Origin of the sequence: Pseudomonas sp. TWI929 (genome assembly GCF_039673335.1) — a bacterium.
GTDB lineage: Bacteria > Pseudomonadota > Gammaproteobacteria > Pseudomonadales > Pseudomonadaceae > Aquipseudomonas.
Genome location: NZ_JBDJLK010000063.1, coordinates 1 through 26085 on the forward strand (window position 1 = coordinate 1; position 26085 = coordinate 26085).

Below are 26085 nucleotides of genomic sequence, written 5' to 3' on the forward strand. Positions count from 1 at the left end.
TCCTGGGGCCGCTGTGCGGCCCTTTCGCGACGCAAGGCCGCTCCCACAGGGACCGGGTCGGCTGTGGAGGCTACTTAAAGGTTACGCGCACTGAAGGTATCGCAGCGGTTCACTTCACCCTCGGCAAACCCGGTCTTGAACCAGCGTACCCGCTGCGCCGAGGTGCCGTGGGTGAACGAGTCCGGCACCACGCGGCCGCGGCCTTGCTGCTGCAAGCGGTCATCACCAATGGCATTGGCTGCGTTCAACGCTTCCTCGACGTCACCCGGCTCCAGCCAGTTCAGGCGCTTCTGTGCCTGGTAGGCCCAAACCCCGGCCAGGCAGTCGGCCTGCAGTTCCTGGCGTACCAACAGGCCATTGTCGCCTTCCATGCGCTGGCCGTTGCGGCGTGCTGCATCGACCTTGGCCGAGACGCCCAGCAAGGTCTGCACGTGGTGGCCGATTTCGTGGGCGATCACATAGGCCTGGGCAAAGTCGCCGGCGGCAGCGAAGCGGGTTTCCATTTCGCGGAAGAACGACATGTCCAGGTAAACCCGTTGGTCCGCCGGGCAGTAGAACGGGCCCACCGCCGCCGAGGCAAAGCCACAGGCCGAGTTGACCTGGCCGCTGAACAGCACCAGCTTGGGGTCGCGGTATTGCTTGCCGGCTTCGGCGAACAGGGCCTTCCAGGTGTCTTCGGTGTCGCCGAGGATCGAGGCGACAAATTCGGCCTGTTGGTCATTGGCCGGTGGCGCCTTGCCGCCGGCACCACTTGGCGCAGTTTGTGTTTGTTGCTGTTCCATCTGGCCGGCGAGCTGCCCGAGGATCTGCAACGGGTCCTGCCCGGTGAGCCAGCCGATGCCGACAATCAGCAGAATCGCCCCGAGCCCCAGCCCCTTGCCGCCGCCGAAACGCATGCCGCCGCCACCGCCACCTTCGCCTCGGGCATCGACCACGTTGTCGCTGCGCCGGCCTTTTCGCCATTCCATGAATGCTCTCCGGAGCGTGAAACAAGAAGACAAAGATTAGTTCACGAAAGCGGCAGGTGTCAGGCCAAGGTGTTAACCCATAACCATTTGGTTATGGATAAAGTGCTCGATTTCAATATTCACCGTGCCCGACCTGCCTGAAACTGCAAGTCCGCCTGCCACGACCAGGCCTTCACATAATTCCAAGAGAGGAAACCGGCATGCCCGCACAGGACAACAGCCGCTTCGTGATCCGTGATCGCAACTGGCACCCGAAAGCCCTTACGCCTGATTACAAAACGTCCATTGCCCGCTCGCCGCGCCAGGCACTGGTCAGCATTCCGCAGTCGATCAGCGAAACCACCGGCCCGGACTTTTCCCACTTGGGCTTCGGCGCCCACGACCATGACCTGCTGCTGAACTTCAACAACGGTGGCCTGCCGATCGGCGAGCGCATCATCGTTGCCGGCCGTGTCGTTGACCAGTACGGCAAGCCTGTGCCAAACACCCTGGTGGAGATGTGGCAGGCCAACGCCGGTGGCCGCTACCGCCACAAGAACGACCGCTACCTGGCACCGCTGGACCCTAACTTCGGTGGCGTCGGCCGCTGCCTGACCGACCGTGACGGCTACTACAGCTTCCGCACCATCAAGCCAGGCCCGTACCCATGGCGCAATGGCCCGAACGACTGGCGCCCGGCGCACATCCACTTCGCCATCAGCGGCCCGTCGATCGCCACCAAGCTGATCACCCAGCTGTACTTCGAGGGTGACCCGCTGATCCCGATGTGCCCGATCGTCAAGTCGATCGCCAACCCTGAAGCCGTACAGCAGTTGATCGCCAAGCTCGACATGAGCAACGCCAACCCGATGGACTGCCTGGCCTACCGCTTTGACATCGTGCTGCGCGGCCAGCGCAAGACCCACTTCGAAAACTGCTGAGGACCCCCGCCATGCCAATCGAACTGCTGCCGGAAACCCCTTCGCAGACCGCCGGCCCCTACGTGCACATCGGCCTGGCCCTGGAAGCGGCCGGCAACCCGACCCGCGACCAGGAAATCTGGAACCGTTTGGCCAAGCCAGACGCGCCGGGCGAGCACATCCTGTTGATCGGCCAGGTATACGACGGCAACGGCCACCTGGTGCGCGATTCGTTCCTGGAAGTGTGGCAAGCCGACGCCAACGGCGAATACCAGGATGCCTACAACCTGGAAAACGCCTTCAACAGCTTTGGCCGTACGGCTACCACTTTCGATGCCGGTGAGTGGACCCTGCACACGGTCAAGCCAGGTGTGGTGAACAACGCTGCCGGCGTGCCGATGGCGCCGCACATCAACATCAGCCTGTTTGCCCGCGGCATCAACATCCACCTGCACACGCGGCTGTATTTCGATGACGAGGCCCAGGCCAACGCCAAGTGCCCAGTGCTCAACCTGATCGAGCAGCCGCAACGCCGTGAGACGCTGATTGCCAAGCGCTGCGAAGTGGATGGGAAGACGGCGTATCGCTTTGATATCCGTATTCAGGGGGAAGGGGAGACGGTCTTCTTCGACTTCTGATACAAGCCCTTGGGGCTGCAAAGCGGCCCCAAGCGATTTATCAGTCAGCGCCGAACCAGCAACACACCACTTTCCATATGGTGGGTATACGGGAACTGGTCAAACAACGCGCAACGCTCGATGCGGTGGGTGTCCTGCAACTGGGCAATGTTCGCCGCCAGCGTCTCCGGGTTGCACGAGATGTACAGGATCCGCTCGAAACGCCGGGTCAGTTCGCAAGTATCCGGGTCCATCCCCGCCCGTGGCGGGTCGACAAACACCGTACCGAACGCATAGCTCTTCAGGTCGATGCCTTCCAGGCGGCGGAACGGCCGCACGTCATTCAGCGCCTGGGTCAGCTCTTCTGCCGACAAACGCACCAGCCGCACGTTATCCACAGCGTTCTCGTCGAGGTTGCTCAGCGCGGCGTTGACCGAAGTCTTGCTGATTTCGGTAGCCAGCACCTGACGCACGCGGGTGGCCAGCGGCAGGGTGAAGTTGCCGTTGCCGCAATACAGCTCCAGCAGGTCGTCCTCGCGCTCACCAATCGCCTCGAAAGCCCAGCTCAGCATTTTCTGGTTCACCGCGCCGTTCGGCTGGGTGAAGGCGCCTTCCGGCTGGCGGTAGCTGAACACGCGGCCAGCTACGTCGAGTTTTTCCACCGCATAGTCGCGGCCGATGACCAGGCGTTTGCCCTTGGAACGGCCAATCACGCTCACGCCCAGTTCTTCGGCCAGCTGCCGCGCCGCCACTTCCCAGGCTTCGTCCAGCGGGCGGTGGTAGCACATCGTGATCATGGCATCGCCGGCCAGGGTGGTGAGGAACTCCACCTGGAACAGGCGGTTGCCCAGTTCTTCGCTGCCCTGCCAGGCCGCCTTCAGGCGCGGCATCAGGTCGTTGATGCGCTGGCTGGCAATGGGGAAGTCTTCGATCAGGATCGCCTTGTGCTTCTCGCCCGGGGCGAACATGGCGTAGTGGCGCTGGCCGCCCTCGCGCCACAGGCGGAACTCGGCGCGCAGGCGGTAGTGCTCGCGCGGCGAATCGAAAACAGCCGGCTCCGGCGCGCCGAACGGCGCCAGCAGCTCGCGCAGCCGGGCCACCTTGGCGTCCAGCTGGGTGGCGTAGGAGGAGGGGTCGAAAGCAGCACTCATGCGTTGAACCAGCCCAGCTTGATGACGAACAGGATGGAAAGGATCACCAGGGCCGGGTTCAGGTCGCGATGGCGGCCGGAGATCAGCTTGACGGCGGTCCAGGAAATGAAGCCAAAGGCGATGCCGTTGGCGATCGAGTAGGTCAGCGGCATGGCCAGGGCGGTCACCACTACCGGTGCGGCTTCGGTAACGTCGTCCCAGTTTATTTCCGCCAGGCCCGAGGCCATCAGTACCGCGACGAACAGCAGTGCCGGGGCAGTGGCGAAGGCCGGCACGCTACCGGCCAGCGGGGCGAAGAACAGCGCCAGCAGGAACAGCACGGCAACCACGATGGCGGTCAGGCCGGTGCGGCCACCGGCGCTCACGCCTGCGGCGGATTCTATGTAGCTGGTGGTGGTCGAGGTGCCCAGCAGGGAGCCGGCCATGGCTGCGGTGCTGTCGGCGATCAGGGCACGGCCCATCTTCGGCATGTGGCCGTCCTTGCCCATCAGGCCGGCACGCTTGGCTACGCCGATCAGGGTGCCGGAGTTATCGAACAGGTCGACGAACAGGAAGGCGAAGATCACGCTGACCAGGCCCACATCAAGCGCGCCAGCGATGTCCAGCTGCAGGAAAGTGGGTGCCAGCGACGGCGGCATGGAGACGATGCCGCCGAACGGCGTCACACCCATCACGATCGAGGCGATGGTCACCGCCAGGATGCCGATCAGCACGGCGCCGCGTACTTTCAGCGACTCCAGGCCAACGATCAGGAAGAAGCCCAGGGTGGCGAGGATCGGTGCCGGCTGCTTGAGGTCGCCCAGGCCCACCAGGGTGGCCGGGTTGTCGACGACGATGCCGGCGTTATGCAGGGCGATCAGCGCCAGGAACAGGCCGATACCGGCGGCAATCGCCGAACGCAGCGGCAGCGGGATGCTGTTCACGATCCATTCGCGTATCCGGAAGATCGACAGCAGGAAGAACATCACCGCCGACAGGAACACCGCACCCAGCGCCACCTGCCAGGTGTGGCCCATGTGCAGCACCACGGTGTAGGTGAAGAACGCGTTCAGGCCCATGCCTGGCGCCAGGGCGATCGGGTAGTTGGCGATCAGGCCCATGGTGGTGGAGCCGATCGCCGCCGCCAGGCAGGTGGCGACGAAGATCGCGCCCTTGTCCATGCCGGTCTCGCCGAGGATGCTCGGGTTGACGAACAGGATGTAGGCCATGGCCAGGAAGGTCGTGACGCCCGCGAGAATCTCGGTGCGCACGTTGGTGTTGTGTGCTCTTAGTTGAAACAGCCTTTCCAGCATGCCCGCTCCCCAAGGCGCCCCCGGCGCCATGAATAAATCGACCCCATCAGCAAAGCACAGACCGTACCGGTTGCCGTGGTTTTGTGTGGGGCGGAAAAAAGCCGCGCATCATACCAGCATGCTTGGCGGGGGCTTTTGGCGTTGGGGTATTGGTTTTTTCTCAAGCCTTTCCCGGCCTTTTCGGGGGTTTACCCGCTAAGAGGCCGGTACAGGCGAACAATTCAGTTGTTATGCAACCGATCCCGCTTGGCCAAGGTGGGGAACAGTTTTATCCACACCCCAGTCACCAGCAAAGTGCCCACCCCGCCCATCACCACCGCTGGCACTGTGCCAAACCAGTGCGCCGTAACCCCTGATTCGAACTCGCCGAGCTGGTTCGAGGCACCAATGAACAAGCCGTTCACTGCGCTCACCCGCCCGCGCATTTCATCCGGCGTCTCCAGCTGCACGAAGGCGCCGCGGATAACCATGCTGATCATGTCTGCCGCCCCCAGCACCACCAGCACCGCCAGCGAGAACCAGAACGAGGTCGACAGGCCGAAGGCAATGGTTGCCACGCCAAAAATGCCGACTGCGGTGAACATGGTGCGGCCGACATTACGCTCGAACGGGAAGCGCGCCAGCCACAGCGACATCAGCAGCGCCCCCACCGCTGGCGCCGAGCGCAGCAGGCCGAGCCCCAGCGGGCCGGTCAGCAGGATGTCCTTGGCGAATACCGGCAGCAACGCGGTGGCGCCGCCCAGCAGCACGGCGAACAGGTCCAGCGAGATGGCGCCGAGGATGTCGGGGCGGCTGCGGATGAAGCGGATGCCGGCCAGCAGCGACTCGATGCTGGCGCGCCCGCGCTGGGCGACCTGGCCGCGCGCCTGCAGGCTCAGGGTGAGCACGCAGGCGATGGCGTACAGGGCCACGGTGGGGCCATATACCCAGATGCTGCCGAAGGCATACAGGAAACCGCCCACCGCCGGTGCGACGATGGTCGCCGACTGAGTGGCCGACGCCGAAGCCGCCACTGCCCGCGGGAACAGCCCGACTGGCACCACGTTGGGCAGTAGCGCCTGGGTCGCCGGCATTTCGAACGAGCGGGTGGCACCGAGCAGGAAGGCCAGGGCGAAGATCAGCTCGCGGGTGACGTTGTCGGTAGCGCTGCCCACGGCCAGCGCCAGGGCAATCAGCCCCTGCAGGCTCTGGCACAGTGCGGCGACCTTGCGCCGGTCATAGCGGTCGGCGACATGCCCGGTGTGCAGCATGAACAGTACCCGTGGGGCGAACTCGACCAAGCCGACCAAGCCCAGGTCCAGCACATTGCCGGTCAACTGGTAGAGGTGCCAGCCAATGGCCACGGTGAGCATCTGGAAGCCGCTGGCGGTGAATACACGGGCCAGCCAGAAGGCCAGGAAAGGGCGGTGCTGACGCAACAACTGCGGTGCGGAATCGGACATCGGAAACCAGGGGCCTCGGCGCAGTAGAGGGGTGCGCAGCGTATCATCTGTTTGTAACAAACGGTTACTGTTTGCCCGGGGCAGCACTTTTCCACGCTTTATGAAAGAGGGTGGGGCAACCGGTCACGCGGCAATCAACCACACGCCCCGTCGGGCCATTCGGGACTATGCTTCCTAGCATTCGTTGATCTGGATCAATCGTTCCAGATGTAACGATCAGGCCTTTGCGCCGGAATCCCTGCGATCGAACAGAACAATTCCAACGTGCCGCACTCGACTACCGTGGGGGCAGTGGGCGACGGGGCCACCAGCCCGGACGCCGGATTACCTGAAGAGGAAGCACCATGTTCGGAATAGAAGCCTTAGAGCTCGCCCGAATGCAGTTTGCCTTTACCGTGTCGTTCCACATCCTGTTCCCAGCCATCACCATTGGCCTGGCGAGCTACCTGGCAGTCCTTGAAGGCCTTTGGCTGAGGACCCACAACCAGGTCTACCGTGACCTCTATCACTTCTGGTCGAAAATCTTTGCCGTCAACTTCGGCATGGGCGTGGTCTCTGGCCTGGTCATGGCCTACCAGTTCGGCACCAACTGGAGCCGCTTCTCCGACTTCGCCGGCTCTGTCACGGGCCCGCTGCTCACCTACGAAGTACTCACTGCCTTCTTCCTCGAGGCCGGCTTCCTGGGCGTCATGCTGTTCGGCTGGAACCGCGTCGGCCGTGGCTTGCACTTCTTCTCCACGGTAATGGTGGCGCTCGGCACGTTGGTCTCAACGTTCTGGATCCTCGCCTCCAACAGCTGGATGCAAACCCCGCAAGGCCACGAAATCATCGATGGCCGGGTAGTGCCAGTGGACTGGCTGGCGATTATTTTCAACCCCTCGTTCCCCTACCGCCTGATGCACATGGCCACTGCCGCGTTCGTTTCCACCGCGTTCTTCGTCGGTGCTTCGGCGGCCTGGCACCTGTTGCGCGGGCGGGACAACCCGGCGGTGCGCAAGATGCTGTCGATGGCCATGTGGATGGCGCTGATCGTGGCCCCGATCCAGGCGGTGATCGGCGACTTCCATGGCCTCAACACACTCAAACACCAGCCGGTGAAAATTGCGGCGATCGAAGGCCACTGGGAGAACGTGCCCGGCGAGCCAACCCCGCTGATCTTGTTCGGCATCCCCGACATGAAGGCCGAGACCACGCGCTTCAAGATCGAGATCCCGGCGCTCGGCAGCCTGATCCTGACCCACAGCCTGGACAAACAGGTGCCGGCGATGAAGGAGTTCCCGCCCGAAGACCGGCCCAACTCGACCATCGTTTTCTGGTCGTTCCGGGTCATGGTCGGGCTGGGCATGCTGATGATCTTCGTTGGCCTGTGGAGCCTGTGGCTGCGCAAGCGCGGCACGCTCTACACCTCGCGCCCGTTCCTGTACCTGGCCTTGTGGATGGGGCCTTCAGGGCTGGTAGCGTTGCTGGCAGGCTGGTTCACCACCGAGATCGGCCGCCAGCCATGGGTGGTGTACGGCCTGATGCGCACGGCGGACGGTGTGTCCAACCACAGCTACGGCCAGCTCGGCTTCACCCTGGTGGCTTTCGTGGTGGTGTACTTCGCCCTGTTCGGCACTGGCCTTGGCTACATGATGCGCCTGGTGCGCAAAGGGCCGCAGACCGGTGAGGGTGACGAGCACAACCCCGGTGGTCCTGGCCAGCAACGCACGCCGGCGCGGCCGCTGTCCGCCGCCGATGATGGCCGTGAGGCCAACTCCGCCAGCCTGAGCAAGGGGAACTGAGCCATGGGAATCGACCTTCCGCTGATCTGGGCCGTGATCATCATCTTCGGCGTCATGATGTACGTGGTGATGGATGGTTTCGACCTGGGGATTGGCATGCTCTTCCCGTTCATCAAGGACGAGCATGACCGCGATGTGATGATGAATACCGTCGCCCCGGTGTGGGACGGCAACGAAACCTGGCTGGTGCTGGGCGGTGCCGGGCTGTTTGGAGCGTTTCCGATGGCCTATTCGGTGATACTTGAGGCGCTGTACCTGCCATTGATCCTGATGCTGATCGGCCTGATCTTCCGCGGCGTGGCCTTCGAGTTCCGCTTCAAGGCCAAGGCCGACAAGCGGCATATCTGGAACAAGGCGTTCATCTGGGGGTCGCTGATCGCCACCTTCTTCCAGGGCGTGGCGCTGGGCGCCTTCCTGGAGGGCTTCAAGGTGGTCGACCGGCATTTCGCCGGTGGCACCCTCGACTGGCTGACCCCGTTCAGCCTGTTTAGCGGTTTGGGGTTGATCGTTGCCTACACCCTGCTGGGTTGCACCTGGCTGATCATGAAGACTGAAGGGCCGCTGCAGCAGAAGATGCATGACCTGGCTCGGCCGCTGGCGCTGGTGCTGCTGGTAGTGATCGGTATCGTCAGCCTGTGGACGCCTATCGCTTATCCGCAGATCGCCGACCGTTGGTTCAGCATGCCTAACCTGATCTGGTTCATGCCGGTGCCGCTGCTGGTGCTGGTGACCTTCTACGGGTTGCTGAAGGCGGTGGCACGGTATGCGCACTACACGCCGTTCCTGCTCACCCTGGTGTTGATTTTCCTTGGTTACAGCGGCCTGGGCATCAGCCTGTGGCCGAACATCATCCCGCCGTCGATCTCGATCTGGGATGCCGCAGCGCCGCCGCAGAGCCAAGGCTTCATGCTGGTGGGCACACTGTTCATTCTGCCGTTCATCCTCATGTATACCTTCTGGAGCTACTACGTGTTCCGCGGCAAGGTGACCCATGAAGACGGCTATCACTAGGAGGGCCGCATGATGACTGGCAAGCATGGCTTGGAAGACAAGAAGCCGCTGTGGCAACGACTGGGTTGGCTATTGCTGATCTGGGCAATGAGCGTGGCGGCGCTGGGGGTGGCGGCCTGGGTGATGCGCTTGTTCATGGGGGCCGCAGGGATGACCACCCATTGAATTGATGGGGGCGCTTTGCGCCCCTATCGCGACACAAGGCCGCTTGTGTCTTGAGAGGGGATTAGAATCTGGAGTGAGAGCGGCCTTGCCGGGGCGCCGGACCGGTCGGATGGGCTGCAAAGCAGCCCCAATGGCCTATTTGCGGGCTTTCAGGATAACGAACTTGGGCGTAGCCGCCACCTGCTCCACCCCGCGGAACAACCGCGCCAGCTTGCTGTGATAGCCCAGGTGGCGGTTACCCACGATATGCAGCGCCCCGCCTACCACCAGCGCCTCGCGTGCCTGCTGGAACATGCGCCAGGCGAGAAAATCGCCCACCACCTGCTGCTGGTGGAACGGCGGGTTGCACAGCACCACGTCCAACGATTGTTTCTCTACCCCCGCCAACCCATCGGCCGCCTCGAAGGTCGCCAGGCGCTCGCCCAGCGCAGCCTGCCAGTTCTCTCGTGCCGATTGCACCGCCATGTATGACTCGTCGACCAGGGTGTACTGGGCATCCGGGTTGGCCAGGGCGCTGGCAATCGCCAGCACGCCGTTGCCACAGCCCAGGTCCGCCACCCGCGCGCGGCCTAAGTCGCGAGGCAGGTGCGGCAGGAATGCCCGGGTGCCGATGTCCAGGCCTTCACGGCAGAATACGTTGGCATGGTTGACCAGCTCCAGTGCCGGGGCGTCGAGGCGGTAGCGGCTAGGGTAGGGCGAGCGGGCGAGCGGCCGTTCGGCCACCGTTGCCGTCAGCAAACGGGCCTTTTTCTGTGCCAGCGAAGCCTGCACCGGGCCGATGTACTTCTCCATCAGCTCACCGGCTGCCCGTGGCAGGTGCTTGATCATTGCCCCGGCAATCACTTGTGCACCGGGTGCCAGCTGGCCTTGCAGGCGGACCAGTTGCTCTTCGAGCAGGGCCAGGGTCTTGGGCACGCGCACCAGCACCCGGTCGAACGGGCCCTGCCAGTGTTCGCTGGCCGGCACGAACGGCACGCTGTCGAACGGCAGGCCATTGCGCGCCAGGTTCTTCTCCAGGGCCAGGTGCGCCAGGTGCGAATCGCCGCTGCTGGTCACCTGCAGCTGGCCCGCCAGGCTGGCGGCCAGGGCGCCGAAGCTGTCGTTGAGCACCAGTACTCGGCAGTTGGCGTCAGGTGCCTGTTCGTGCAGCTGCGCAAGCAGGTACTCGTCGGCGGCATCGAAAGCCTGCAACGGGTCGTTGGCCTGCTCCGGCTGGCGGATCAAGTCGAGTTCGGCGTAGGGGGTGGTCAACAGGGGCATGGCGTCTGGCTCGGGTATGAAACTGCCCGTTGCGGTTCGCCCCGGGCTTTGCCGGGCGATTCTACAGGGCTTTGCCCAAGGTCGCAGGTTTGCCGGTCAGATCCAGCCGCGCAGGGCGGCGATGGCGATGGCGCCGGCCTTGTTGGCAGCGTTGGTCTTGGTAATCACGCTGCGAATATGGAAGTTCACCGTGCTTTGCGACAGTGACAGGATGCAGGCCACGTCGGCAGCGGTCTTGCCGGCGGCCGACCATTTCAGTACCTCCAGTTCGCGCTCGCTCATTTTCGGTTGAGGCGGGCACAGCGCGTTCAGGTGGTGCTCGCCCAACACCGCGTGCAGGGTGTGGCACAGCCACTGGACACTTCCGGCCTTGTCGTAGAGTTCCTGGATGGCGATGTTGCCGTTGGGCCTGGCCACGCTGACTTGGCTCTCGTTGTGCTGCAGGTCGTGCAAAGACTGCGTCCAGCCGTGACGCAGGCCGTGCTGGCAGGCTGCTTCACGAAAATGCGGGGCATCACGATACAGATCGTCGGTCCACAGCACCGGCATGGTTGAACTGTGACTGACGTTGGCGGCGGGGTCCTGTTTGTAGAAATCGTCGCGCTGGTAGCGTTCGATCCACTCGTCCGGGTAGTTGCTGTAGAGGTAGACCCTGGGCGTCTGCGTAGCGATCTGGATGCGAATGTTCAGCCCAAGGTAATCCATGCCCAGGTCTTGTGCCAGGTGCACTGCGATGTCGAACAGCTTCCGTGGGCTGCGTTCACTGACGAACGCATGAAGATGCTCGGGTTTCCAGTGAAGCATCTGAAACACTCCTAGGGGGCGCAGGATCCAATCCGTTTGGGTACCCGGAAGATTGTAGGAAAAGTCCTACCATGTTGTTGGGATTTTTTTGTTATAGCGATCAGGTTTTTCTGCGACTTCGGCACGATCACCGTAGATGAGGCCCTACAAAGCGGTGGTTTTTATCCAGGCCGGTTTAGGCGACACTGTGCACACGCCAAACTTGGAGCCCGATATGACCGCTAGCGCCGAAAAGTTCACCCGCCAGACCCTGCTTGATGTTCAGCCGCTGACGCCGAACCTCTTCAGCCTGCGGGTCACGCGCGATGCCGGGTTCCGCTTCCGCTCCGGCCAGTTTGCCCGCCTGGGCGTGACCAAGGCTGATGGCAGCGTGGTTTGGCGTGCCTATTCCATGGTTAGCGCACCGCATGACGAGCACCTCGACTTCTTCTCCATCGTGGTGCCGGGTGGCGAATTCACCAGTGAACTGAGCCGGCTAGGTGCAGGCGATACCCTGCTGATCGACCGCCAGGCCTTCGGCTTCCTTACCCTTGATCGCTTCGTCGGTGGCCGTGACCTGTGGCTGCTGGCCACCGGTACAGGCATTGCGCCATTTATGTCGATCCTGCAGGACTTCGAAGCCTGGGAACGTTTCGACAGCATCAAGCTGGTGTATTCGGTTCGTGAAGCGAAGGAACTGGCTTACGTGGATGAAATCGCCGGGCTGGAGCAGCGCGATTACCTGGCCGAGTTCGCCGGCAAATTGCAGTTCATTCCGGTTGTGACCCGTGAACAGCACCCGGGGGCACTGAACCAGCGTATTACCACGTTGATCGAGAATGGCGAGCTGGAGAAGGCGGCGGGGCTGGAACTGTCACCCGAGCATTCGCGGGTGATGCTGTGCGGCAACCCGGAAATGATCGACGAGACGCGCAAGGTGCTGAAGGCGCGTGACCTGCAACTGAGCCTGAGCAAGCGGCCAGGGCAGGTGGCTGTGGAAAACTACTGGTAAGCCCGTCGGGGCCGCTTTGCGGCCCATCCGACCGGTCCGGCGCCCCAGCAAGGCCGCTCCCACAATAGTTCAGCGTACGCAGGCCCCTGTGGGAGCGGCCTTGCGTCGCGATAGGGGCGCACGGCGCCCCCAGCTATCTCATGGCAAGCGATTCTGGTTCTGCGTCTTGAGCAAATCACGAATCTCGGTCAGCAAGGTTTCTTCAGCCGAAGGCACCGGCGGCGCAGTCGGCGCCACGGCCTCTTCGCGCTTCAGGCGGTTGATCACCTTCACCCCCATGAAGATGGCAAAGGCCACGATCACGAAGTCGATCACGGTCTGGATGAACTTGCCATACGCCAGCATCACCGCCGGCACGTCACCTTCGGCCGCCTTCAGGGTAATGGCCAGGTCGCTGAAGTCCACACCACCAATCAGCAGGCCCAGTGGCGGCATGATCACGTCGCCGACGAAGGACGAGACGATCTTGCCGAAGGCTGCGCCGATGATGATACCAACCGCCATGTCGACGACATTGCCTTTGACCGCGAAGGCCTTGAACTCATTGAGCATGCCCATGTTTAGATCCTTGTAACAAAAGGTAAGGTTAACGCAGTGTAAGCCACTAAAACGCTTCATGCGTTGTGTTCAGGGCTACTGACTGCGGTTAGAACGAATAGTTTTGTCGCATCCCGAAGCGTTCGAGACACGTCCTGCTCGGCTATCATGGCGGTTTTTTCCAGGAGACCCCACCCATGGCCAAGGCCAAGCGCTTGTATGGCTGCACCGAGTGCGGCGCGACCTTCCCGAAATGGGCAGGGCAATGCGGCGAATGCGGGGCCTGGAACACCCTGGTCGAAACCATGATCGAAAGCGGCGGCGCCGCTGCGCCCAGTAGCGGCCGCGCTGGCTGGACCGGGCAGCAGGCGCAGATCAAGACCCTGGCCGAAGTCAGCGTCGAAGAAATCCCGCGTTTCACCACCAGCAGTACTGAACTTGACCGCGTGCTGGGCGGTGGCCTGGTGGATGGTTCGGTGGTGCTGATCGGCGGCGACCCCGGCATCGGCAAGTCGACCATCCTGCTGCAAACCCTGTGCAACATCGCCGTGGGCATGCCGGCGCTGTATGTCACCGGCGAAGAGTCGCAGCAACAGGTGGCCATGCGTTCGCGGCGCCTGGGCCTGCCCCAGGACCAGCTCAAGGTGATGACCGAAACCTGCATCGAGACCATCATCGCCACGGCACGCGTCGAGAAACCGCGGGTAATGGTAATCGACTCGATCCAGACCATTTTCACCGAGCAGCTGCAATCGGCGCCCGGCGGCGTGGCCCAGGTGCGCGAAAGCACGGCGTTGCTGGTGCGCTACGCCAAGCAGAGCGGTACGGCAATCTTCCTGGTCGGCCACGTGACCAAGGAAGGCTCGCTGGCAGGCCCGCGGGTACTGGAGCACATGGTCGACACCGTGTTGTATTTCGAAGGCGAGTCCGACGGCCGCCTGCGTTTGCTGCGGGCGGTGAAGAACCGCTTTGGCGCGGTCAACGAACTGGGCGTGTTCGGCATGACTGACCGGGGCCTGAAGGAGGTATCCAACCCGTCGGCGATTTTCCTCAACCGCACCCAGGAGGAAGTACCGGGCAGTGTGGTGATGGCAACCTGGGAGGGTACCCGGCCAATGCTGGTGGAGGTGCAGGCACTGGTCGACGACAGCCACCTGGCCAACCCGCGCCGGGTCACGTTGGGCCTGGACCAGAACCGCCTGGCCATGCTGCTGGCGGTACTGCACCGTCACGGGGGTATCCCTACCCATGACCAGGACGTGTTCCTCAACGTGGTGGGTGGGGTGAAGGTACTGGAGACGGCTTCGGACCTGGCACTGCTGGCGGCGGTGATGTCCAGCTTGCGCAACCGGCCATTGGCTCATGGGCTGCTGGTGTTTGGCGAGATCGGCCTGTCGGGCGAGGTGCGGCCGGTGCCCAGCGGCCAGGAGCGCTTGAAGGAAGCGGCCAAGCACGGCTTCAAGCGGGCGATCGTGCCCAAGGGCAATGCGCCGAAAGAGGCCCCGGCAGGGTTGCAGGTGATTGCCGTAACCAGACTGGAGCAGGCACTGGATGCATTGTTCGAGTAGTTCGTATCCAGGCCCGGCCTTATCGCCGGCAAGCCAGTACAGGTAAACGAAAAAGGGGCCGACGATGCGCGTCGGCCCCCACCTCACCGCTCAGTCAGCGGTCAATGTTCGGCAACCGGCGTGCGCCTGACCGTTTCATTGCCATGCTCGTCCAGCTCCAGCATCGGCACTTCATTGCCTTCGGCATCGAACAGCTTGCCATCCTTGAAGTAATCGCCATCACGCAGCGCGGAAATGTCCGAATACTGGATAGTGCGCTCGTAGGCCGCGGCGAACACAGACTGGTTTTCCGAGTTGCCGGTGGTGAAGTGGTTGAAGATCAGGTTCAGCAGGATGGCCATGATCGCTGCCGAGCTGATGCCCGAGTGGAAGATGGTCTCGAACCAGTTAGGGAAGTGGTGGTAGAAGGTCGGTGCGGCAATCGGGATCATGCCGAAGCCCAGCGAGGCGGCGACGATGATCAGGTTGACGTTGTTCTTGTAGCTGACCTTGGACAGGGTGCGGATACCGCTGGCCGCCACGGTGCCGAACAGCACGATGCCGGCGCCGCCCAGTACCGGGGTAGGCACTGCGGCAATCACCCGGCCCATGATCGGCAGCAGGCCGAGCACCACCAGGATCACGCCACCGGTAGCCACCACGTAACGGCTCTTGACCCCGGTCACGGCCACCAGGCCGACGTTCTGGGCGAATGCGCTCTGGGTGAACGAGCCGAAGATCGGCGCCAGGATGCTCGACGCCATGTCGGCGCGCAGGCCGTTGCCCAGGCGCTTGGAGTCGACCTTGGTCTCGATGATTTCACCCACGGCCAGAATGTCGGCCGAGGTTTCCACCAGGGTCACCATGATCACGATGCACATCGACAGGATCGCGGCGATGTGGAATTCCGGCATGCCGAAGTGGAACGGTGTGGGGAAGGCGAACATCGGGCCTTCGCTGACCTTGCTGAAGTCGGTCATGCCCAGCGCCCAGGCGATCAGGGTACCAACCACCATGGCCAGCAGGATCGACAGGCGCGAAATGGTCGCGCTGCCCAGCTTGCTCAGCAGCAGCACGATGGCGAAGGTCAGCCCGGCCAGGCCGATGTTGGCCACGCTGCCGAATTCCGGCGAGGCGCTGTTGCCGCCCATCACCCAGCGGGCAGCCACCGGCATCAGGGTCAGGCCGATGGTGGTGATTACGATACCGGTTACCAGTGGTGGGAAGAACTTGGTAATGCGCGAGAACACCGGGGTGATCAGGAAGCCGATCAGCGAGGCCGCCATGACCGCGCCCAGCACGCCAGGCAGGCCACCGCCGCCCTCGCTGCTGAGGATCGCGCCCATGGTCGCTACACCCGCGAACGACACGCCCTGTACCAGCGGCAATTGGCAGCCGAAAAACGGCAGGCCCAGGGTCTGCAGCAGGGTGGCCAGGCCACCGGCAAACAACGAGGCGGCGATCAGCATGCCGATTTCGGCGCCATTCAGGCCTGCGGCCTGGCCCAGGATCAGGGGTACCGCGACAATCCCCCCGTACATGGTCAGTACGTGCTGCAGACCATAGGCCAGGTTGGCCCCAAGGCCGAGGTTTTCATCCTCGGGGCGCTTGGCGGGAGACGTGCTAGGGGACGTAGTCATGGAGCAGGCTCTCTGTTTATTTTTGTGTTGCTACTGTAGACACTTCCTATAAATGATTGCCACAAGAATTGTATACAATATTTTGATCGGAGCGCGCACAGTGGCGACCGCAGGGTGTGCGAAAACCCAATGCAGAAGGCGTACCAACTCGTCAGAAGCTGTTCTAGAGGGGTGTGTACAAAGAGTTGCTACCCAGACTTAAAGCTGTCTGGGTAGACAGGAAACACCAGGCGGGAAAGCTAGTAGCTAGCTAAGAGATTTCATTATTCGATCAGTTCGCGCAGCTCACGCATCATTTCGGTGCTGTTGGCCACGTTCAATTCCACAAGACGGTGCAAATGGCACATCGAATCGATGTCGATGTACAGGCAAATGAAGCCCAGCCGGTGGGGTTCTTCGTGGCGCAGTTCAACCTGCATCTGCACTTCGGTCACTTTGTCATTGAGCAGGATGTACGCCTCGAAATCCTGGGTCAGGTCGGCGTCCCAGGGCTTCGGGCATTCGACCAGCATGCCCTTGAGAGACAGGTCGAGCAGTTTCACCTCCCAGCAACGCTCGCCCTGGCATAGCCTGGTCGGGGCGTCGAACTGGATACGCTGGAAGCGGCGGCGTTCGTCGTGATCGCTCATGGGATAGATCCTCGGATAGGTCCTAAGGTGACATCCTGACTATAGTTAGAGTGGTATGTGCATCAGGTACCGCAATCTGGCCGCAGAGGCTCTAGACCAAAGCAAGTGTGGCAATGCGCGATGACTCGCCCTAGACTCGGTGGGCGGTCTTTCCAATCCACCAGCTGGAAGCTAACCATGAACAACAATAATAGCCTGCTACGCCACATTCCGTGGCTGGCGCTGGCAGTCATAGGAGCCTGCGCGCTGGGTGTGGTTGCCCTGCGTCGCGGCGAGGCGATCAACGCCTTGTGGATCGTGGTCGCGGCAGTGGCCATCTACCTGGTCGCCTATCGCTACTACAGCCTGTTCATCGCCACCAAGGTGATGCAACTCGACCCGCGCCGCGCTACCCCTGCGGTGCTCAACAATGACGGCCTGGACTACGTCCCGACCAACAAACACATTCTCTTCGGTCACCACTTCGCCGCTATCGCTGGCGCCGGCCCACTGGTTGGCCCGGTACTCGCTGCGCAAATGGGCTACCTGCCCGGCACGCTGTGGCTGATCGCCGGCGTAGTGCTGGCCGGTGCAGTGCAGGACTTCATGGTTCTGTTCCTGTCCACCCGCCGCAACGGCCGCTCGCTGGGCGACATGGTGCGCGAGGAGATGGGCCGCATACCGGGCACCATCGCCCTGTTCGGCTGCTTCCTGATCATGATCATCATCCTTGCGGTGCTGGCGCTGATCGTGGTCAAGGCCCTGGCTGAAAGCCCGTGGGGCATGTTCACGGTGATGGCGACCATCCCGATTGCCATGTTCATGGGCATCTACATGCGCTACATCCGCCCGGGCCGCATTGGCGAGATCTCGGTCATGGGCGTGGTACTGCTGTTGGGCTCTATCTGGCTGGGGGGCCAGATTGCCGCTGATCCGGTCTGGGGCCCGGCATTCACCTTCACTGGCGTGCAGATCACCTGGATGCTGGTGGGCTACGGCTTCGTCGCGGCCGTGCTGCCGGTATGGCTGGTGTTGGCACCGCGTGACTACCTGTCGACCTTCCTGAAAATCGGCACCATCGTGGGCCTGGCCATCGGCATCCTGATCATCGCGCCCGAGCTGAAAATGCCGGCGCTCACCCAGTTCACCGACGGCACTGGCCCGGTGTGGAAGGGCACCCTGTTCCCGTTCCTGTTCATCACCATCGCCTGTGGTGCGGTGTCTGGCTTCCACGCGTTGATCTCCTCGGGGACCACGCCCAAGTTGCTGGACAACGAAACCAACGCCCGCTACATCGGCTACGGCGGCATGCTGATGGAGTCGTTCGTCGCCATCATGGCCATGGTCGCCGCATCGGTGATCGAGCCGGGCGTGTACTTCGCCATGAACAGCCCGGCCGCGGTGGTCGGCGCCGACGTTGCGTCGGTAGCGCAGACGGTCAGCAGCTGGGGCTTCCTGATTACCCCCGAGCAACTCGAAGCTGTCGCCCGCGACATCGGCGAGCACACCGTCCTGGCCCGTGCCGGTGGTGCGCCAACCCTGGCAGTGGGCATCGCACAGATCCTGCACCAGGTGCTGCCGGGTGAAAACACCATGGCCTTCTGGTACCACTTCGCGATCCTGTTCGAGGCGCTGTTCATCCTTACCGCAGTAGACGCCGGTACCCGTGCCGGGCGCTTCATGCTGCAAGACCTGCTGGGCAGCTTCGTGCCAGCCCTGAAGCGTACCGAGTCGTGGGGTGCCAACCTGCTTGCCACCGGTGGTTGCGTGGCGCTGTGGGGTTACCTGCTGTACCAAGGCGTGATCGACCCGCTGGGCGGCATCAACACCCTGTGGCCGCTGTTTGGTATCTCCAACCAGATGCTGGCCGGTATCGCCCTGATGCTCGGCACCGTGGTCCTGATCAAGATGAAGCGCGAGCGCTACATCTGGGTCACCCTGCTGCCGGCGGCCTGGCTGCTGATCTGCACCACTGCGGCAGGCCTGATCAAGCTGTTCGACCCGAACCCGGCTGTTGGTTTCCTGGCCCTGGCCAAGAAATACAGCACCGCCCTGGACGCCGGCCAGGTACTGGCCCCGGCCAAGGACATCGGGCAGATGCAGCACGTGATCTTCAACGCCTACACCAACGCCGGGCTGACTATCCTGTTCCTGGTGGTGGTGTTCAGCGTGCTGTTCTTTGCCCTCAAGGTCGGCTACGCCGCCCTCGGCCGCAAAGAGCGCACCGACAAGGAAACCCCTTTCCAGGCCCTGCCTGACGCTTGAGAGGACTGCTGCGATGTTCAACGACCTGGGTCGACTGGGTAAATACCTGGGGCAGGCAGCCCGCCTGATGGTCGGCATGCCCGACTACGACAACTATGTCGAGCACATGCAGAAGACGCACCCGGACAAGCCGGTCATGACGTACGAGGAGTTCTTCCGCGAACGGCAGGAAGCTCGATACGGTGGCAAGTCCGGGCCCAAGTGCTGCTAACGAACGGCCCGCGCTAGCCTGATCGGCTGGCGCGGGCCTTGTGGGAGCGGCCTTGCCGGGGCGCCGGACCGGTCGGATAGGATCGCGCAGCGGCCCCACATTCTCTGCTTTGGAACAACTACCGCTGGGGCCGCTTTGCGGCCCTATCGCGACACAAGGCCGCTCCTACAGGGGTTGCGCCCACCTTCCAGAAATCCACTGCACAGGAGATGTTCTGCGTGCAGACGCCTATTCCCGTAACCGTACTCACTGGCTTCCTCGGTGCCGGCAAGACCACCTTGCTCAAGCACATGCTCAAGGCCGAGCACGGCCTGAAACTCGCCGTGATCGAAAACGAATTCAGCGAGGCCGGCATCGACAGCCAGCTGCTGGGCGACGAGCCGGTGCAGGTGATGACCCTGGCCAACGGCTGCGTGTGCTGCAGCATCCACGGCGACCTGACCCGCGCCCTGTACTTGTTGCTCGAACGCCTGGATGCCGGTGAAATCGCCTTCGACCGCCTGGTGATCGAATGCACAGGCCTGGCCGACCCGGCGCCAGTGGCGCAAACCTTTTTCATCGACGAGGAGCTGCGTGAGCGCTACATCCTCGACGGCATCATCACCTTGGTCGATGCCGCTCATGCCGAATTGCACCTGACCCAGGCCATCGCCCAGGCCCAGGTCGGTTTCGCCGATCGCCTGCTGTTGAGCAAGACCGATTTGGTCGAGCCGGTTGCGGTAGAAGCCCTGCGCGAGCGCCTGGTACGCATCAATGGCCGGGCTGCGATCCGCGTGGTCGAGCATGGTCGCATCGACTTGGCGGAACTGCTCGATGTGCGTGGTTTCAACCTGAACCCGGATCTGGGTGCGAACCTGAAGCCAGCACTGCGCCCGTTGCTCAAGCCCGCTACCCCGGACCGCATCTCCACATTGGTGCTGCGCACGGAAACCGCGCTGGATATCGACCGCCTCAGCAACTTCATGAACGCGCTGCTGGAAACCCACGGTAAGCAGTTGTTGCGCTACAAGGGCGTGCTGAACATTGCCGGTGAAGAGCGCAAGCTGGTGTTCCAGGGCGTGCTCAAGCTTTACGGTTTTGACTGGGACGCCGAGTGGGCCGAAGGTGAGGTCCGCGAGAGCGTGATGGTATTCATCGCCGACGAACTGCCCGAGGCTACGATTCGGGCTGGGTTCGAGGCGCTGGCTGTGGGCTGAGCCGGCGCGGCGTTTGTGCAGCGAACCACTGTGGCCATGAGCTGCGGTGGCGGGTTTCGACCTCGATGCACGGGATCAGCCGCTCAGTCAGCACGGCGGTTTGCCGCACGGCCTTGGCGGTACGGTACTTGACGCTGTGGATGCACTCGCGGTCGCCGAACTCGCAGCGGTTAAGCGCCGTACCGCCGCAAGGGCCGTTGGCCAAGCCCTTGGGGCAGGTTTCCGGGCAGATGTACAGGGTGTCTTCCAGGCGGCATCGGCCGCAGGTATCGCAACCCACCAGCGGGCGCTTCACGGCGCGCTCTACCTGGTGCAGCACCTGCGCGCCAACGCGGGTAGCCCAAAGTGGCTGGCGCACCGCCCAGCCAAATGCCTTGCTCAGGCTATTGCTGCGGCTGAACAGCAGTGAGTGCATGCCGTGCATCAGGTGATAGCGCGCTTTTTCCTTGAACGAAGCATCGACCCGTGACTCACCTTGGCGCCAGCCCGCCTGTGGCGGGTGGAAGATCACTGCCGGCAGGCCGGGCATCTGCCAGCTGGCGTGCCAGGCGGGTGCCCATTGTTGCAGTGTGTGGACCTGCGCTTGCCAATGCTCGATGCGCTTTTCCAGGGCCAGCAATTGCTTGAGCTCGTGGACCCCCGACAGGTGCACACCGGCGTAACCCATCAGCTTCACGCCAATGATCTGCAAGGCCAGGCGGTCGACGCTGCGCGTTTGGGCAAAGGCCTTGGACTGCGCGGCTTCCGCTTCAAGCATGTCGCGCATGGACGGCGTGACGGTAACGCCGGCCACGTGGTCGAGCATCGCCGCGCGGCCGTGGGTGAGGCTCATGAGGCAGGCCAGCATCGGCTTGGGCGTGGCCTGGCGGCTCATCCAGTGCATGGCCTCCTGGTGCTTGGCAGCATCGAAACCCAGTTGCAGGGTGAGAAAGTCAGCACCCGCCGCCAGTTTTTTCTCGGCTTTGAAGTACTGGGCGCCACCTTCTTCCTCGCAGTACTTGAACGGGTTCAGCGCCGCGCCGAGCAGCCAGTGCGGGCAGGCCTGGCGGGCGATCTGCAGGGCGGCGACCGACTCCAGGTAGCGCACCGGGCGCTGGCCAGGCTCATGGCCGGGCAGGCGGTCGCCAGTCAACAGCAACAGCTGGTCAAGGCCGGCGGCGTCCATGCGTTGCAGTTGGGCGAGCAGGTGGTGGCGTTCACGGTCCTTGCCGGAGAAATGCGGCAGGGCAGGCACCGGGTTGGCGAAAGAGGCGAGTGCATCCTGCGGCGACATGTCCAGCGGGCTACCGACGCGGTCGCCGATGGCCACGGTCATCGGCCAGCCACACAGGTGCGCACGGGCCATGATCGCCTGCATGGCGGCGAAGCGTTCTGCGGAGGGCTTGGGGACGAACTCCATGACGCAGACGAAGGTGTTTTCGCGCAGCGCGGTTTTCAGCAGGCTCATGGGGCCGGGTACCTGGTGTGGTCAGGGTGGCATTGTGCGGCAGAAGGCGGGCAAGGTCATGTCCGGATGCGCAGGGTGGTGCTCTGAATGAGACATGGATGTTTGCCTGTGCTGGCCCTTTCGCGGGTACTGCATTCACCGAAGATCATGAAATTCCTGTAGGAGCGGGTTTACCCGCGAAAGGGCCGGCACTGCCCATGCAAAACCATGATCATGAGAATTTCTTGAGTTCATCTCAAATTTAATGAGTTTGTCTCAATACCCCATCACCCGGAAAATCCCTTCATTAATTTGAGCATGCTGAAGGGACAAGACATGGCACTGGCACACAACCTGGGCTTTCCAACCACCGGCCGCGACCGAGAGCTGCGGGCCCGCCACTGGCAAGTGCAGAAAGACGCCGGTATTGAACTGTTGCCAGTCGGCAACGCCGCCCAGTATGACCATGCGCTGACCGCCGATGACCAACAGTTCGCCCTGAACTGGGAGCAGCTTTTCGAGGAAGTGGAACAAGCCAAAGCCCTGGGCCATGCGGTCAAGCCGGTGGTGATCGGCCCATTGACCTACCTGTGGCAGGGTCAAGCCCAGGGCAGTGACTTCGACAAGCTGGAGCTGCTCGACCGCCTGCTGCCCCTGTATGACCATGCCCTCAACTGCCTGGCTGCCCAGGGCGTCGAATGGGTGCAGATCGATGAGCCGATCCTCGCCCAGGAGCTGCCGCAGGATTGGAAAAACGCCTACGAGCGCGTCTACAACATCCTTCAGCGCGCACCGTTGAAAAAGCTGATCGCCACCTACTCCGGTGGCCTCGATGGCAACCTCGGCCTGGCTGCCAACCTGCCGGTCGATGGCCTGCACATCGACCTGGTACAGGCTCCCGAGCAGTACCAGGCCATGCTCGACCGCTTGCCCGCTTACAAGGTGTTGTCGTTGGGCCTGGTCGATGGCCGCAACGCCGCGCCTTGTGATGTGGGGTACACCCCGGATCTGCTGCGCGATGCCCACGAACGCCTGGGTGATCGGCTGTGGCTGGCGCCATCATGCTCGTTGCTGCACAGCCCGGTGGACCTGGCCGTGCAGAAGTGCCAGGAAGTTGCGTTGCTGGCTGCTTCGCTGGAGCAGTACCGAGTCGCGGCTTGATCATTTGCTGACGGTGCCGGCCTCTTCGCCGGCAGGCCCGCTCCTACACAAACCTTGAAACATGTGCGGTCGCTGTAGGAGCGGGTTTACCCGCGAAGAGGCCGCTACAGGCGCTGCAAAACTCCCTAGAATGCCGACTCCGACCAAATCCACAGGGAGTGATGCGATGCGAGTTCTGGTAGTTGGTGCAAGCAAGGGCCTGGGCAAGGCCTTGATGGAGGGGCTGGGCAAACCGGGCGATACATTGATCGGCGTGTCTCGCAGCAAACCAGCGGCAGTAAACATCGGCAAGGATATCGAGGCCCAGTGGATCGAAGCCGATCTCGGCCAGCCGGCCACTGCTGTCGAGGCGATTGCCCGAGCACTGGCCGATGGCGGTGTGGATACGCTGATCTACAACCTCGGCCTGTGGGAAACCGAGGCCTTCGAAGCGCACTACAGCTTCCTTGCCGACCAAGATGTGGAATTGCAGCGCATGGTCGATTGCAATATCACCGCGACCATCCTGCTGATCAAGCGCTTGCTGCCGCAGCTGCTCAAAAGCGAAAAACCACGGATCATTCTCACCGGTTCCACTTCGGGCCTGCCCCAGAGTGGCCGGCCGGAAGTGACCTTCGCTGCCTCCAAGTTCGCCCTGCGCGGCATTGCCGAGGCCTTGCGCGAAGGTTATCGGGGGCAGGGCCTTGGAGTGACGTGCTTGAACCTGGGGTACCTGAACACCGAAGACAGCCTGGAAGTGCCGTTGGCCGAGGCAGCGGCGCGTGGGGAAGGGGGGCTGATACCGCTGCATGATGTGGTGCTGATGGTGCGCACGCTGCTGGAGCTGTCGGCGGCGAGCTATGTGCGCGAGCTGACCTTGCCGGCTATTGCCGATGAGCGGTTCTGAAGCCTAAGGGTGCTCGGTAAACAGGCCCGGCCCCTTCGCGGGCCTGTTCAAGTCAAGCGGTGATCAACGCTCGATGGCCAAGGCCACCCCTTGCCCACCGCCAATGCACAAGGTTGCCAAACCTTTCTTGGCATCGCGCTTGATCATCTCGTGCAGCAGTGTCACCAGCACCCGGCACCCGGAAGCACCAATCGGGTGGCCCAGGGCAATCGCCCCACCATTCACGTTGACCCGCGCAGCATCCCACTCCAGCGCCTTGCCCACGGCCAGCGCTTGCGCGGCAAAGGCTTCGTTGGCTTCAATCAGGTCCAGTTCGGCCAACTGCCAGCCGGCCTTGTCCAGGCAGCGCTGGGTTGCCGAAACCGGGCCAATGCCCATGATTGCCGGGTCTACACCAGCACTGGCATAGGCCGTGATCTTCGCCAGCACCGGCAGGCCCAGGGCCTTGGCCTTGGTAGCACTCATCAGCAGCACGGCGGCAGCGCCATCATTCAGGCTGGAGGCATTGCCAGCGGTGACGCTGCCGTCCTTCTTGAACGCCGGGCGCAGTTTGCCCAGGGATTCGGCGGAGGTGTCTGCGCGTGGCTGCTCGTCACGTGCGAACACCTTGGGCTCGCCCTTTTTCTGCGGCAGCACGATCGGGGTGATTTCATCATTGAAGCGGCCGGCCTCGATTGCCGCCACCGCTTTGCGCTGCGATTCGGCGGCGAAGGCGTCCTGCTGTTCGCGGCTGAGGCCGTACTTGTCCACCAGGTTTTCGGCGGTGATGCCCATGTGGTAGTCGTTGAAGGCATCCCACAGGCCATCGGTGATCATGCTGTCGATCAGCTGGCCATGGCCCATGCGCTGGCCGGTACGGGCCGAGGGCATCACGTAAGGGGCCAGGCTCATGTTCTCCTGGCCTCCGGCGATCACCACTTCGGCGTCACCGCAGCGGATCGCCTGAGCTGCCAGGTGCAGGGCCTTGAGGCCCGAGCCGCAAACCTTGTTCAGGGTCAGTGCCGGTACGCTGAAGGGCAGGCCGGCCTTGATCGCGGCCTGGCGTGCCGGGTTCTGCCCGGCGCCGGCGGTGAGCACCTGGCCGAGAATCACTTCGTCAACCTGCGCCGGGTCTAGCCCGGTCTGCTCCAGCAGGCGCTTGATCACAGCGGCACCCAGGTCGACCGCTGGCACACTGGCCAGGGCACCCTGGAAGCTGCCAATGGCGGTACGGGTTGCGGCGACGATGACCACGTCATTCATGTTGTTGTTCTCCGTGCGATGGGCGTAATGCCTCAAGCATCGGTGGCTTTGGCTCATTTGTTAAGTTTGTTTTTCTTTGTGATTGATCCGGAAAGCAAATGAATGGGCGTAAAGCGGCCCCCACATCTAAGCTAAGGAGCGTGCTGTATCACTCACCTGAATGGAGCTCATGCCCATGCGCAGATTGATGGCCCTAACCCTGCTGATTGGCAGCAGCACCGCATTTGCCGCTACCGAATGCACCACCGCAGATAAAAGCACCTGGCAAGACCAGGAAAAATTCCAGGCCCAGCTAAAGGAACAGGGCTACAAGATCAACAAGTTCAAGGTCACCAAGGGCAACTGCTATGAGATCTATGGCTTCGACAAGGATGGCAAGAAGGTCGAGATCTACCATGACCCCGTGACTGGCAAGGCAATCAAGACCGAGTATCACGAGTGAACAGCGACGGCACGGTGCAACTGTGGGACCCGCTCCTGCGGCTGATCCACCTGTCGATCGCGATAGTGTTTTTCGCCAACTACTTTTTCAACGAAGAGGGCGATGATTGGCACCAGTGGCTGGGCTACTACGCACTGGCCTGCGTGGTGGTCCGTGTGGTCTGGGGGTTTGTCGGGCCACGCAGCGCGCGCTGGGCTGATTTCTGGCCAACGCCGTCGAGCGTGGCCGGGCATGCCCGGGATCTGCTGCGTGGGGAGCATGTCCATGGCATGGGGCATTCGCCGATTGGCGCCCTGGTGATGGTGCTGATGTTGATCGGCATCACTGGCCTTGGCTTGACCGGCTGGGCCTCACAGGAGGTGGACGCGTTGTGGGGCGTCGACTGGCCGATGGACGTGCACAGCTGGCTGGCCAATGCGGTGCTGGTGCTGGTTTGCGTGCATGTGCTGGGCGCCATCGTAGAGAGTGTGCGCCTGCGCGAAAACCTGCCATTGTCGATGATCACCGGGCGCCGGCGGCACCGTGATTGAGGGAGCCTGCACC

General features: G+C 62.7%; 24 protein-coding genes and 1 pseudogene. 14 read left to right on the plus strand and 11 right to left on the minus strand.

Annotated features, from left to right (window positions below):
- Window positions 1–74: 74 nt before the first annotated feature.
- Window positions 75–968: a neutral zinc metallopeptidase gene (locus ABE456_RS21000; protein WP_346645638.1), complete on the minus strand. Its 894-nt coding sequence runs from the start codon at window positions 966–968 to the stop codon at window positions 75–77.
- 200 nt (window positions 969–1168) lie between these two features.
- On the opposite strand from ABE456_RS21000, the gene pcaH reads away from it, so the two are divergent.
- Window positions 1169–1888 carry a protocatechuate 3,4-dioxygenase subunit beta gene (gene pcaH, locus ABE456_RS21005; protein WP_051100860.1) on the plus strand — a complete coding sequence of 240 codons (720 nt, stop codon included), beginning with the start codon at window positions 1169–1171 and terminating at the stop codon, window positions 1886–1888.
- A gap of 11 nt (window positions 1889–1899) precedes the next feature.
- Complete coding sequence (pcaG, locus tag ABE456_RS21010) at window positions 1900–2505, plus strand: protocatechuate 3,4-dioxygenase subunit alpha (RefSeq protein ID WP_012274187.1); 606 nt, start codon at window positions 1900–1902, stop codon at window positions 2503–2505.
- A 44-nt stretch (window positions 2506–2549) separates the two neighbouring features.
- Here pcaG and trmA read toward each other — a convergent pair whose 3' ends face one another.
- The 3 genes from trmA to ABE456_RS21025 form a co-directional block, all read right to left on the minus strand.
- Complete coding sequence (gene trmA, locus ABE456_RS21015) at window positions 2550–3635, minus strand: tRNA (uridine(54)-C5)-methyltransferase TrmA (protein ID WP_346645639.1); 1086 nt, start codon at window positions 3633–3635, stop codon at window positions 2550–2552.
- On the minus strand, window positions 3632–4927 hold the full coding sequence (locus ABE456_RS21020) for an NCS2 family permease (protein WP_056801600.1): 1296 nt from the start codon (window positions 4925–4927) through the stop codon (window positions 3632–3634). The genes trmA and ABE456_RS21020 overlap by 4 nt, the downstream gene beginning before the upstream one ends.
- Window positions 4928–5148: 221 nt before the next feature.
- Window positions 5149–6369 (minus strand): MFS transporter, encoded by a 1221-nt coding sequence (locus ABE456_RS21025; protein ID WP_346645640.1) that lies wholly within the window; start codon window positions 6367–6369, stop codon window positions 5149–5151.
- Between the two features lie 344 nt (window positions 6370–6713).
- Here ABE456_RS21025 and ABE456_RS21030 point away from each other — a divergent pair, with 344 nt between their 5' ends.
- Genes ABE456_RS21030 through ABE456_RS21040 form a run of 3 tightly spaced genes read left to right on the plus strand, consistent with a single transcriptional unit; the run spans window position 6714 to window position 9326 of the window.
- Window positions 6714–8150, plus strand: coding sequence for a cytochrome ubiquinol oxidase subunit I (locus ABE456_RS21030; RefSeq protein WP_346645641.1), 1437 nt, complete (start codon window positions 6714–6716; stop codon window positions 8148–8150).
- Between the two features lie 3 nt (window positions 8151–8153).
- On the plus strand, window positions 8154–9161 hold the full coding sequence (gene cydB, locus ABE456_RS21035; protein ID WP_346645642.1) for a cytochrome d ubiquinol oxidase subunit II: 1008 nt from the start codon (window positions 8154–8156) through the stop codon (window positions 9159–9161).
- A 9-nt stretch (window positions 9162–9170) separates the two neighbouring features.
- Window positions 9171–9326, plus strand: a complete 156-nt coding sequence (locus tag ABE456_RS21040; RefSeq protein ID WP_346645643.1) for a DUF2474 domain-containing protein — start codon at window positions 9171–9173, stop codon at window positions 9324–9326.
- A 135-nt stretch (window positions 9327–9461) separates the two neighbouring features.
- Here the strand turns inward: ABE456_RS21040 and ABE456_RS21045 are convergent, their stop codons facing one another.
- Both ABE456_RS21045 and ABE456_RS21050 read right to left on the minus strand, forming a co-directional pair.
- Window positions 9462–10586, minus strand: coding sequence for a methyltransferase (locus tag ABE456_RS21045; RefSeq protein WP_346645644.1), 1125 nt, complete (start codon window positions 10584–10586; stop codon window positions 9462–9464).
- Between the two features lie 96 nt (window positions 10587–10682).
- On the minus strand, window positions 10683–11390 hold the full coding sequence (locus tag ABE456_RS21050; RefSeq protein WP_346645645.1) for an autoinducer binding domain-containing protein: 708 nt from the start codon (window positions 11388–11390) through the stop codon (window positions 10683–10685).
- Window positions 11391–11604: 214 nt separating this feature from the next.
- Here ABE456_RS21050 and ABE456_RS21055 point away from each other — a divergent pair, with 214 nt between their 5' ends.
- Complete coding sequence (locus tag ABE456_RS21055; protein ID WP_028699862.1) at window positions 11605–12381, plus strand: ferredoxin--NADP reductase; 777 nt, start codon at window positions 11605–11607, stop codon at window positions 12379–12381.
- A 138-nt stretch (window positions 12382–12519) separates the two neighbouring features.
- On the opposite strand, the gene mscL is transcribed toward ABE456_RS21055, so the two are convergent.
- Window positions 12520–12939, minus strand: a complete 420-nt coding sequence (gene mscL, locus ABE456_RS21060) for a large-conductance mechanosensitive channel protein MscL (RefSeq protein ID WP_346645646.1) — start codon at window positions 12937–12939, stop codon at window positions 12520–12522.
- Window positions 12940–13115: 176 nt separating this feature from the next.
- Here mscL and radA point away from each other — a divergent pair, with 176 nt between their 5' ends.
- Window positions 13116–14486: a DNA repair protein RadA gene (radA, locus tag ABE456_RS21065; protein ID WP_003251626.1), complete on the plus strand. Its 1371-nt coding sequence runs from the start codon at window positions 13116–13118 to the stop codon at window positions 14484–14486.
- A gap of 101 nt (window positions 14487–14587) precedes the next feature.
- On the opposite strand, the gene ABE456_RS21070 is transcribed toward radA, so the two are convergent.
- The gene (locus ABE456_RS21070) at window positions 14588–16105 is read right to left on the minus strand and encodes a nucleobase:cation symporter-2 family protein (protein ID WP_346645647.1); all 1518 of its coding nucleotides are present in this window, start codon (window positions 16103–16105) and stop codon (window positions 14588–14590) included.
- A 263-nt stretch (window positions 16106–16368) separates the two neighbouring features.
- Window positions 16369–16734 carry a PilZ domain-containing protein gene (locus tag ABE456_RS21075; RefSeq protein WP_346645648.1) on the minus strand — a complete coding sequence of 122 codons (366 nt, stop codon included), beginning with the start codon at window positions 16732–16734 and terminating at the stop codon, window positions 16369–16371.
- Window positions 16735–16911: 177 nt separating this feature from the next.
- Here ABE456_RS21075 and ABE456_RS21080 point away from each other — a divergent pair, with 177 nt between their 5' ends.
- The 3 genes from ABE456_RS21080 (at window position 16912) to yjiA (ending at window position 20385) form a co-directional block, all read left to right on the plus strand.
- Window positions 16912–18978, plus strand: coding sequence for a carbon starvation CstA family protein (locus tag ABE456_RS21080; protein WP_346645649.1), 2067 nt, complete (start codon window positions 16912–16914; stop codon window positions 18976–18978).
- 13 nt (window positions 18979–18991) lie between these two features.
- Entirely contained in the window at window positions 18992–19189 is a 198-nt protein-coding gene (locus ABE456_RS21085) for a YbdD/YjiX family protein (RefSeq protein ID WP_016713459.1), read from the plus strand.
- 218 nt (window positions 19190–19407) lie between these two features.
- Entirely contained in the window at window positions 19408–20385 is a 978-nt protein-coding gene (gene yjiA, locus ABE456_RS21090; RefSeq protein ID WP_346645650.1) for a GTPase, read from the plus strand.
- Here yjiA and ABE456_RS21095 read toward each other — a convergent pair.
- Window positions 20345–21832, minus strand: a complete 1488-nt coding sequence (locus tag ABE456_RS21095; RefSeq protein ID WP_346645651.1) for a methylenetetrahydrofolate reductase C-terminal domain-containing protein — start codon at window positions 21830–21832, stop codon at window positions 20345–20347. The two genes, yjiA and ABE456_RS21095, sit on opposite strands and share 41 nt — an antisense overlap.
- 315 nt (window positions 21833–22147) lie before the next feature.
- Between ABE456_RS21095 and ABE456_RS21100 the strand changes: the two are divergent.
- Together ABE456_RS21100 and ABE456_RS21105 are read left to right on the plus strand one after the other, a co-directional pair.
- Window positions 22148–22948 (plus strand): annotated as a pseudogene (locus ABE456_RS21100) (5-methyltetrahydropteroyltriglutamate--homocysteine methyltransferase); the annotation flags it as partial.
- Window positions 22949–23138: 190 nt separating this feature from the next.
- A complete protein-coding gene (locus ABE456_RS21105) occupies window positions 23139–23858 on the plus strand; it encodes an SDR family NAD(P)-dependent oxidoreductase (protein ID WP_346645652.1) in 720 nt (239 codons plus the stop codon).
- A 63-nt stretch (window positions 23859–23921) separates the two neighbouring features.
- Here ABE456_RS21105 and ABE456_RS21110 read toward each other — a convergent pair whose 3' ends face one another.
- On the minus strand, window positions 23922–25100 hold the full coding sequence (locus ABE456_RS21110) for an acetyl-CoA C-acetyltransferase (RefSeq protein WP_346645653.1): 1179 nt from the start codon (window positions 25098–25100) through the stop codon (window positions 23922–23924).
- A gap of 175 nt (window positions 25101–25275) precedes the next feature.
- Here ABE456_RS21110 and ABE456_RS21115 point away from each other — a divergent pair, with 175 nt between their 5' ends.
- On the plus strand, window positions 25276–25542 hold the full coding sequence (locus ABE456_RS21115; RefSeq protein ID WP_346645654.1) for a PepSY domain-containing protein: 267 nt from the start codon (window positions 25276–25278) through the stop codon (window positions 25540–25542).
- Entirely contained in the window at window positions 25539–26072 is a 534-nt protein-coding gene (locus tag ABE456_RS21120; protein WP_346645655.1) for a cytochrome b/b6 domain-containing protein, read from the plus strand. The genes ABE456_RS21115 and ABE456_RS21120 overlap by 4 nt, the downstream gene beginning before the upstream one ends.
- Window positions 26073–26085: the final 13 nt, after the last annotated feature.

Bases quoted from the DNA above. Each gene is read 5' to 3' on its own strand.
- ABE456_RS21080 (WP_346645649.1), top strand. From the start codon at position 16,912: ATGAACAACAATAATAGCCTGCTACGCCACATTCCGTGGCTGGCGCTG.
- ABE456_RS21050 (WP_346645645.1), bottom strand. From the start codon at position 11,390: ATGCTTCACTGGAAACCCGAGCATCTTCATGCGTTCGTCAGTGAACGC.
- ABE456_RS21055 (WP_028699862.1), top strand. From the start codon at position 11,605: ATGACCGCTAGCGCCGAAAAGTTCACCCGCCAGACCCTGCTTGATGTT.
- trmA (WP_346645639.1), bottom strand. From the start codon at position 3,635: ATGAGTGCTGCTTTCGACCCCTCCTCCTACGCCACCCAGCTGGACGCC.
- ABE456_RS21025 (WP_346645640.1), bottom strand. From the start codon at position 6,369: ATGTCCGATTCCGCACCGCAGTTGTTGCGTCAGCACCGCCCTTTCCTG.
- ABE456_RS21040 (WP_346645643.1), top strand. From the start codon at position 9,171: ATGATGACTGGCAAGCATGGCTTGGAAGACAAGAAGCCGCTGTGGCAA.
- cydB (WP_346645642.1), top strand. From the start codon at position 8,154: ATGGGAATCGACCTTCCGCTGATCTGGGCCGTGATCATCATCTTCGGC.
- ABE456_RS21020 (WP_056801600.1), bottom strand. From the start codon at position 4,927: ATGCTGGAAAGGCTGTTTCAACTAAGAGCACACAACACCAACGTGCGC.
- pcaG (WP_012274187.1), top strand. From the start codon at position 1,900: ATGCCAATCGAACTGCTGCCGGAAACCCCTTCGCAGACCGCCGGCCCC.
- ABE456_RS21045 (WP_346645644.1), bottom strand. From the start codon at position 10,586: ATGCCCCTGTTGACCACCCCCTACGCCGAACTCGACTTGATCCGCCAG.
- ABE456_RS21105 (WP_346645652.1), top strand. From the start codon at position 23,139: ATGCGAGTTCTGGTAGTTGGTGCAAGCAAGGGCCTGGGCAAGGCCTTG.
- ABE456_RS21075 (WP_346645648.1), bottom strand. From the start codon at position 16,734: ATGAGCGATCACGACGAACGCCGCCGCTTCCAGCGTATCCAGTTCGAC.
- ABE456_RS21095 (WP_346645651.1), bottom strand. From the start codon at position 21,832: ATGAGCCTGCTGAAAACCGCGCTGCGCGAAAACACCTTCGTCTGCGTC.
- ABE456_RS21070 (WP_346645647.1), bottom strand. From the start codon at position 16,105: ATGACTACGTCCCCTAGCACGTCTCCCGCCAAGCGCCCCGAGGATGAA.
- ABE456_RS21110 (WP_346645653.1), bottom strand. From the start codon at position 25,100: ATGAATGACGTGGTCATCGTCGCCGCAACCCGTACCGCCATTGGCAGC.
- ABE456_RS21030 (WP_346645641.1), top strand. From the start codon at position 6,714: ATGTTCGGAATAGAAGCCTTAGAGCTCGCCCGAATGCAGTTTGCCTTT.
- pcaH (WP_051100860.1), top strand. From the start codon at position 1,169: ATGCCCGCACAGGACAACAGCCGCTTCGTGATCCGTGATCGCAACTGG.
- mscL (WP_346645646.1), bottom strand. From the start codon at position 12,939: ATGGGCATGCTCAATGAGTTCAAGGCCTTCGCGGTCAAAGGCAATGTC.
- ABE456_RS21000 (WP_346645638.1), bottom strand. From the start codon at position 968: ATGGAATGGCGAAAAGGCCGGCGCAGCGACAACGTGGTCGATGCCCGA.
- ABE456_RS21085 (WP_016713459.1), top strand. From the start codon at position 18,992: ATGTTCAACGACCTGGGTCGACTGGGTAAATACCTGGGGCAGGCAGCC.
- radA (WP_003251626.1), top strand. From the start codon at position 13,116: ATGGCCAAGGCCAAGCGCTTGTATGGCTGCACCGAGTGCGGCGCGACC.
- ABE456_RS21115 (WP_346645654.1), top strand. From the start codon at position 25,276: ATGCGCAGATTGATGGCCCTAACCCTGCTGATTGGCAGCAGCACCGCA.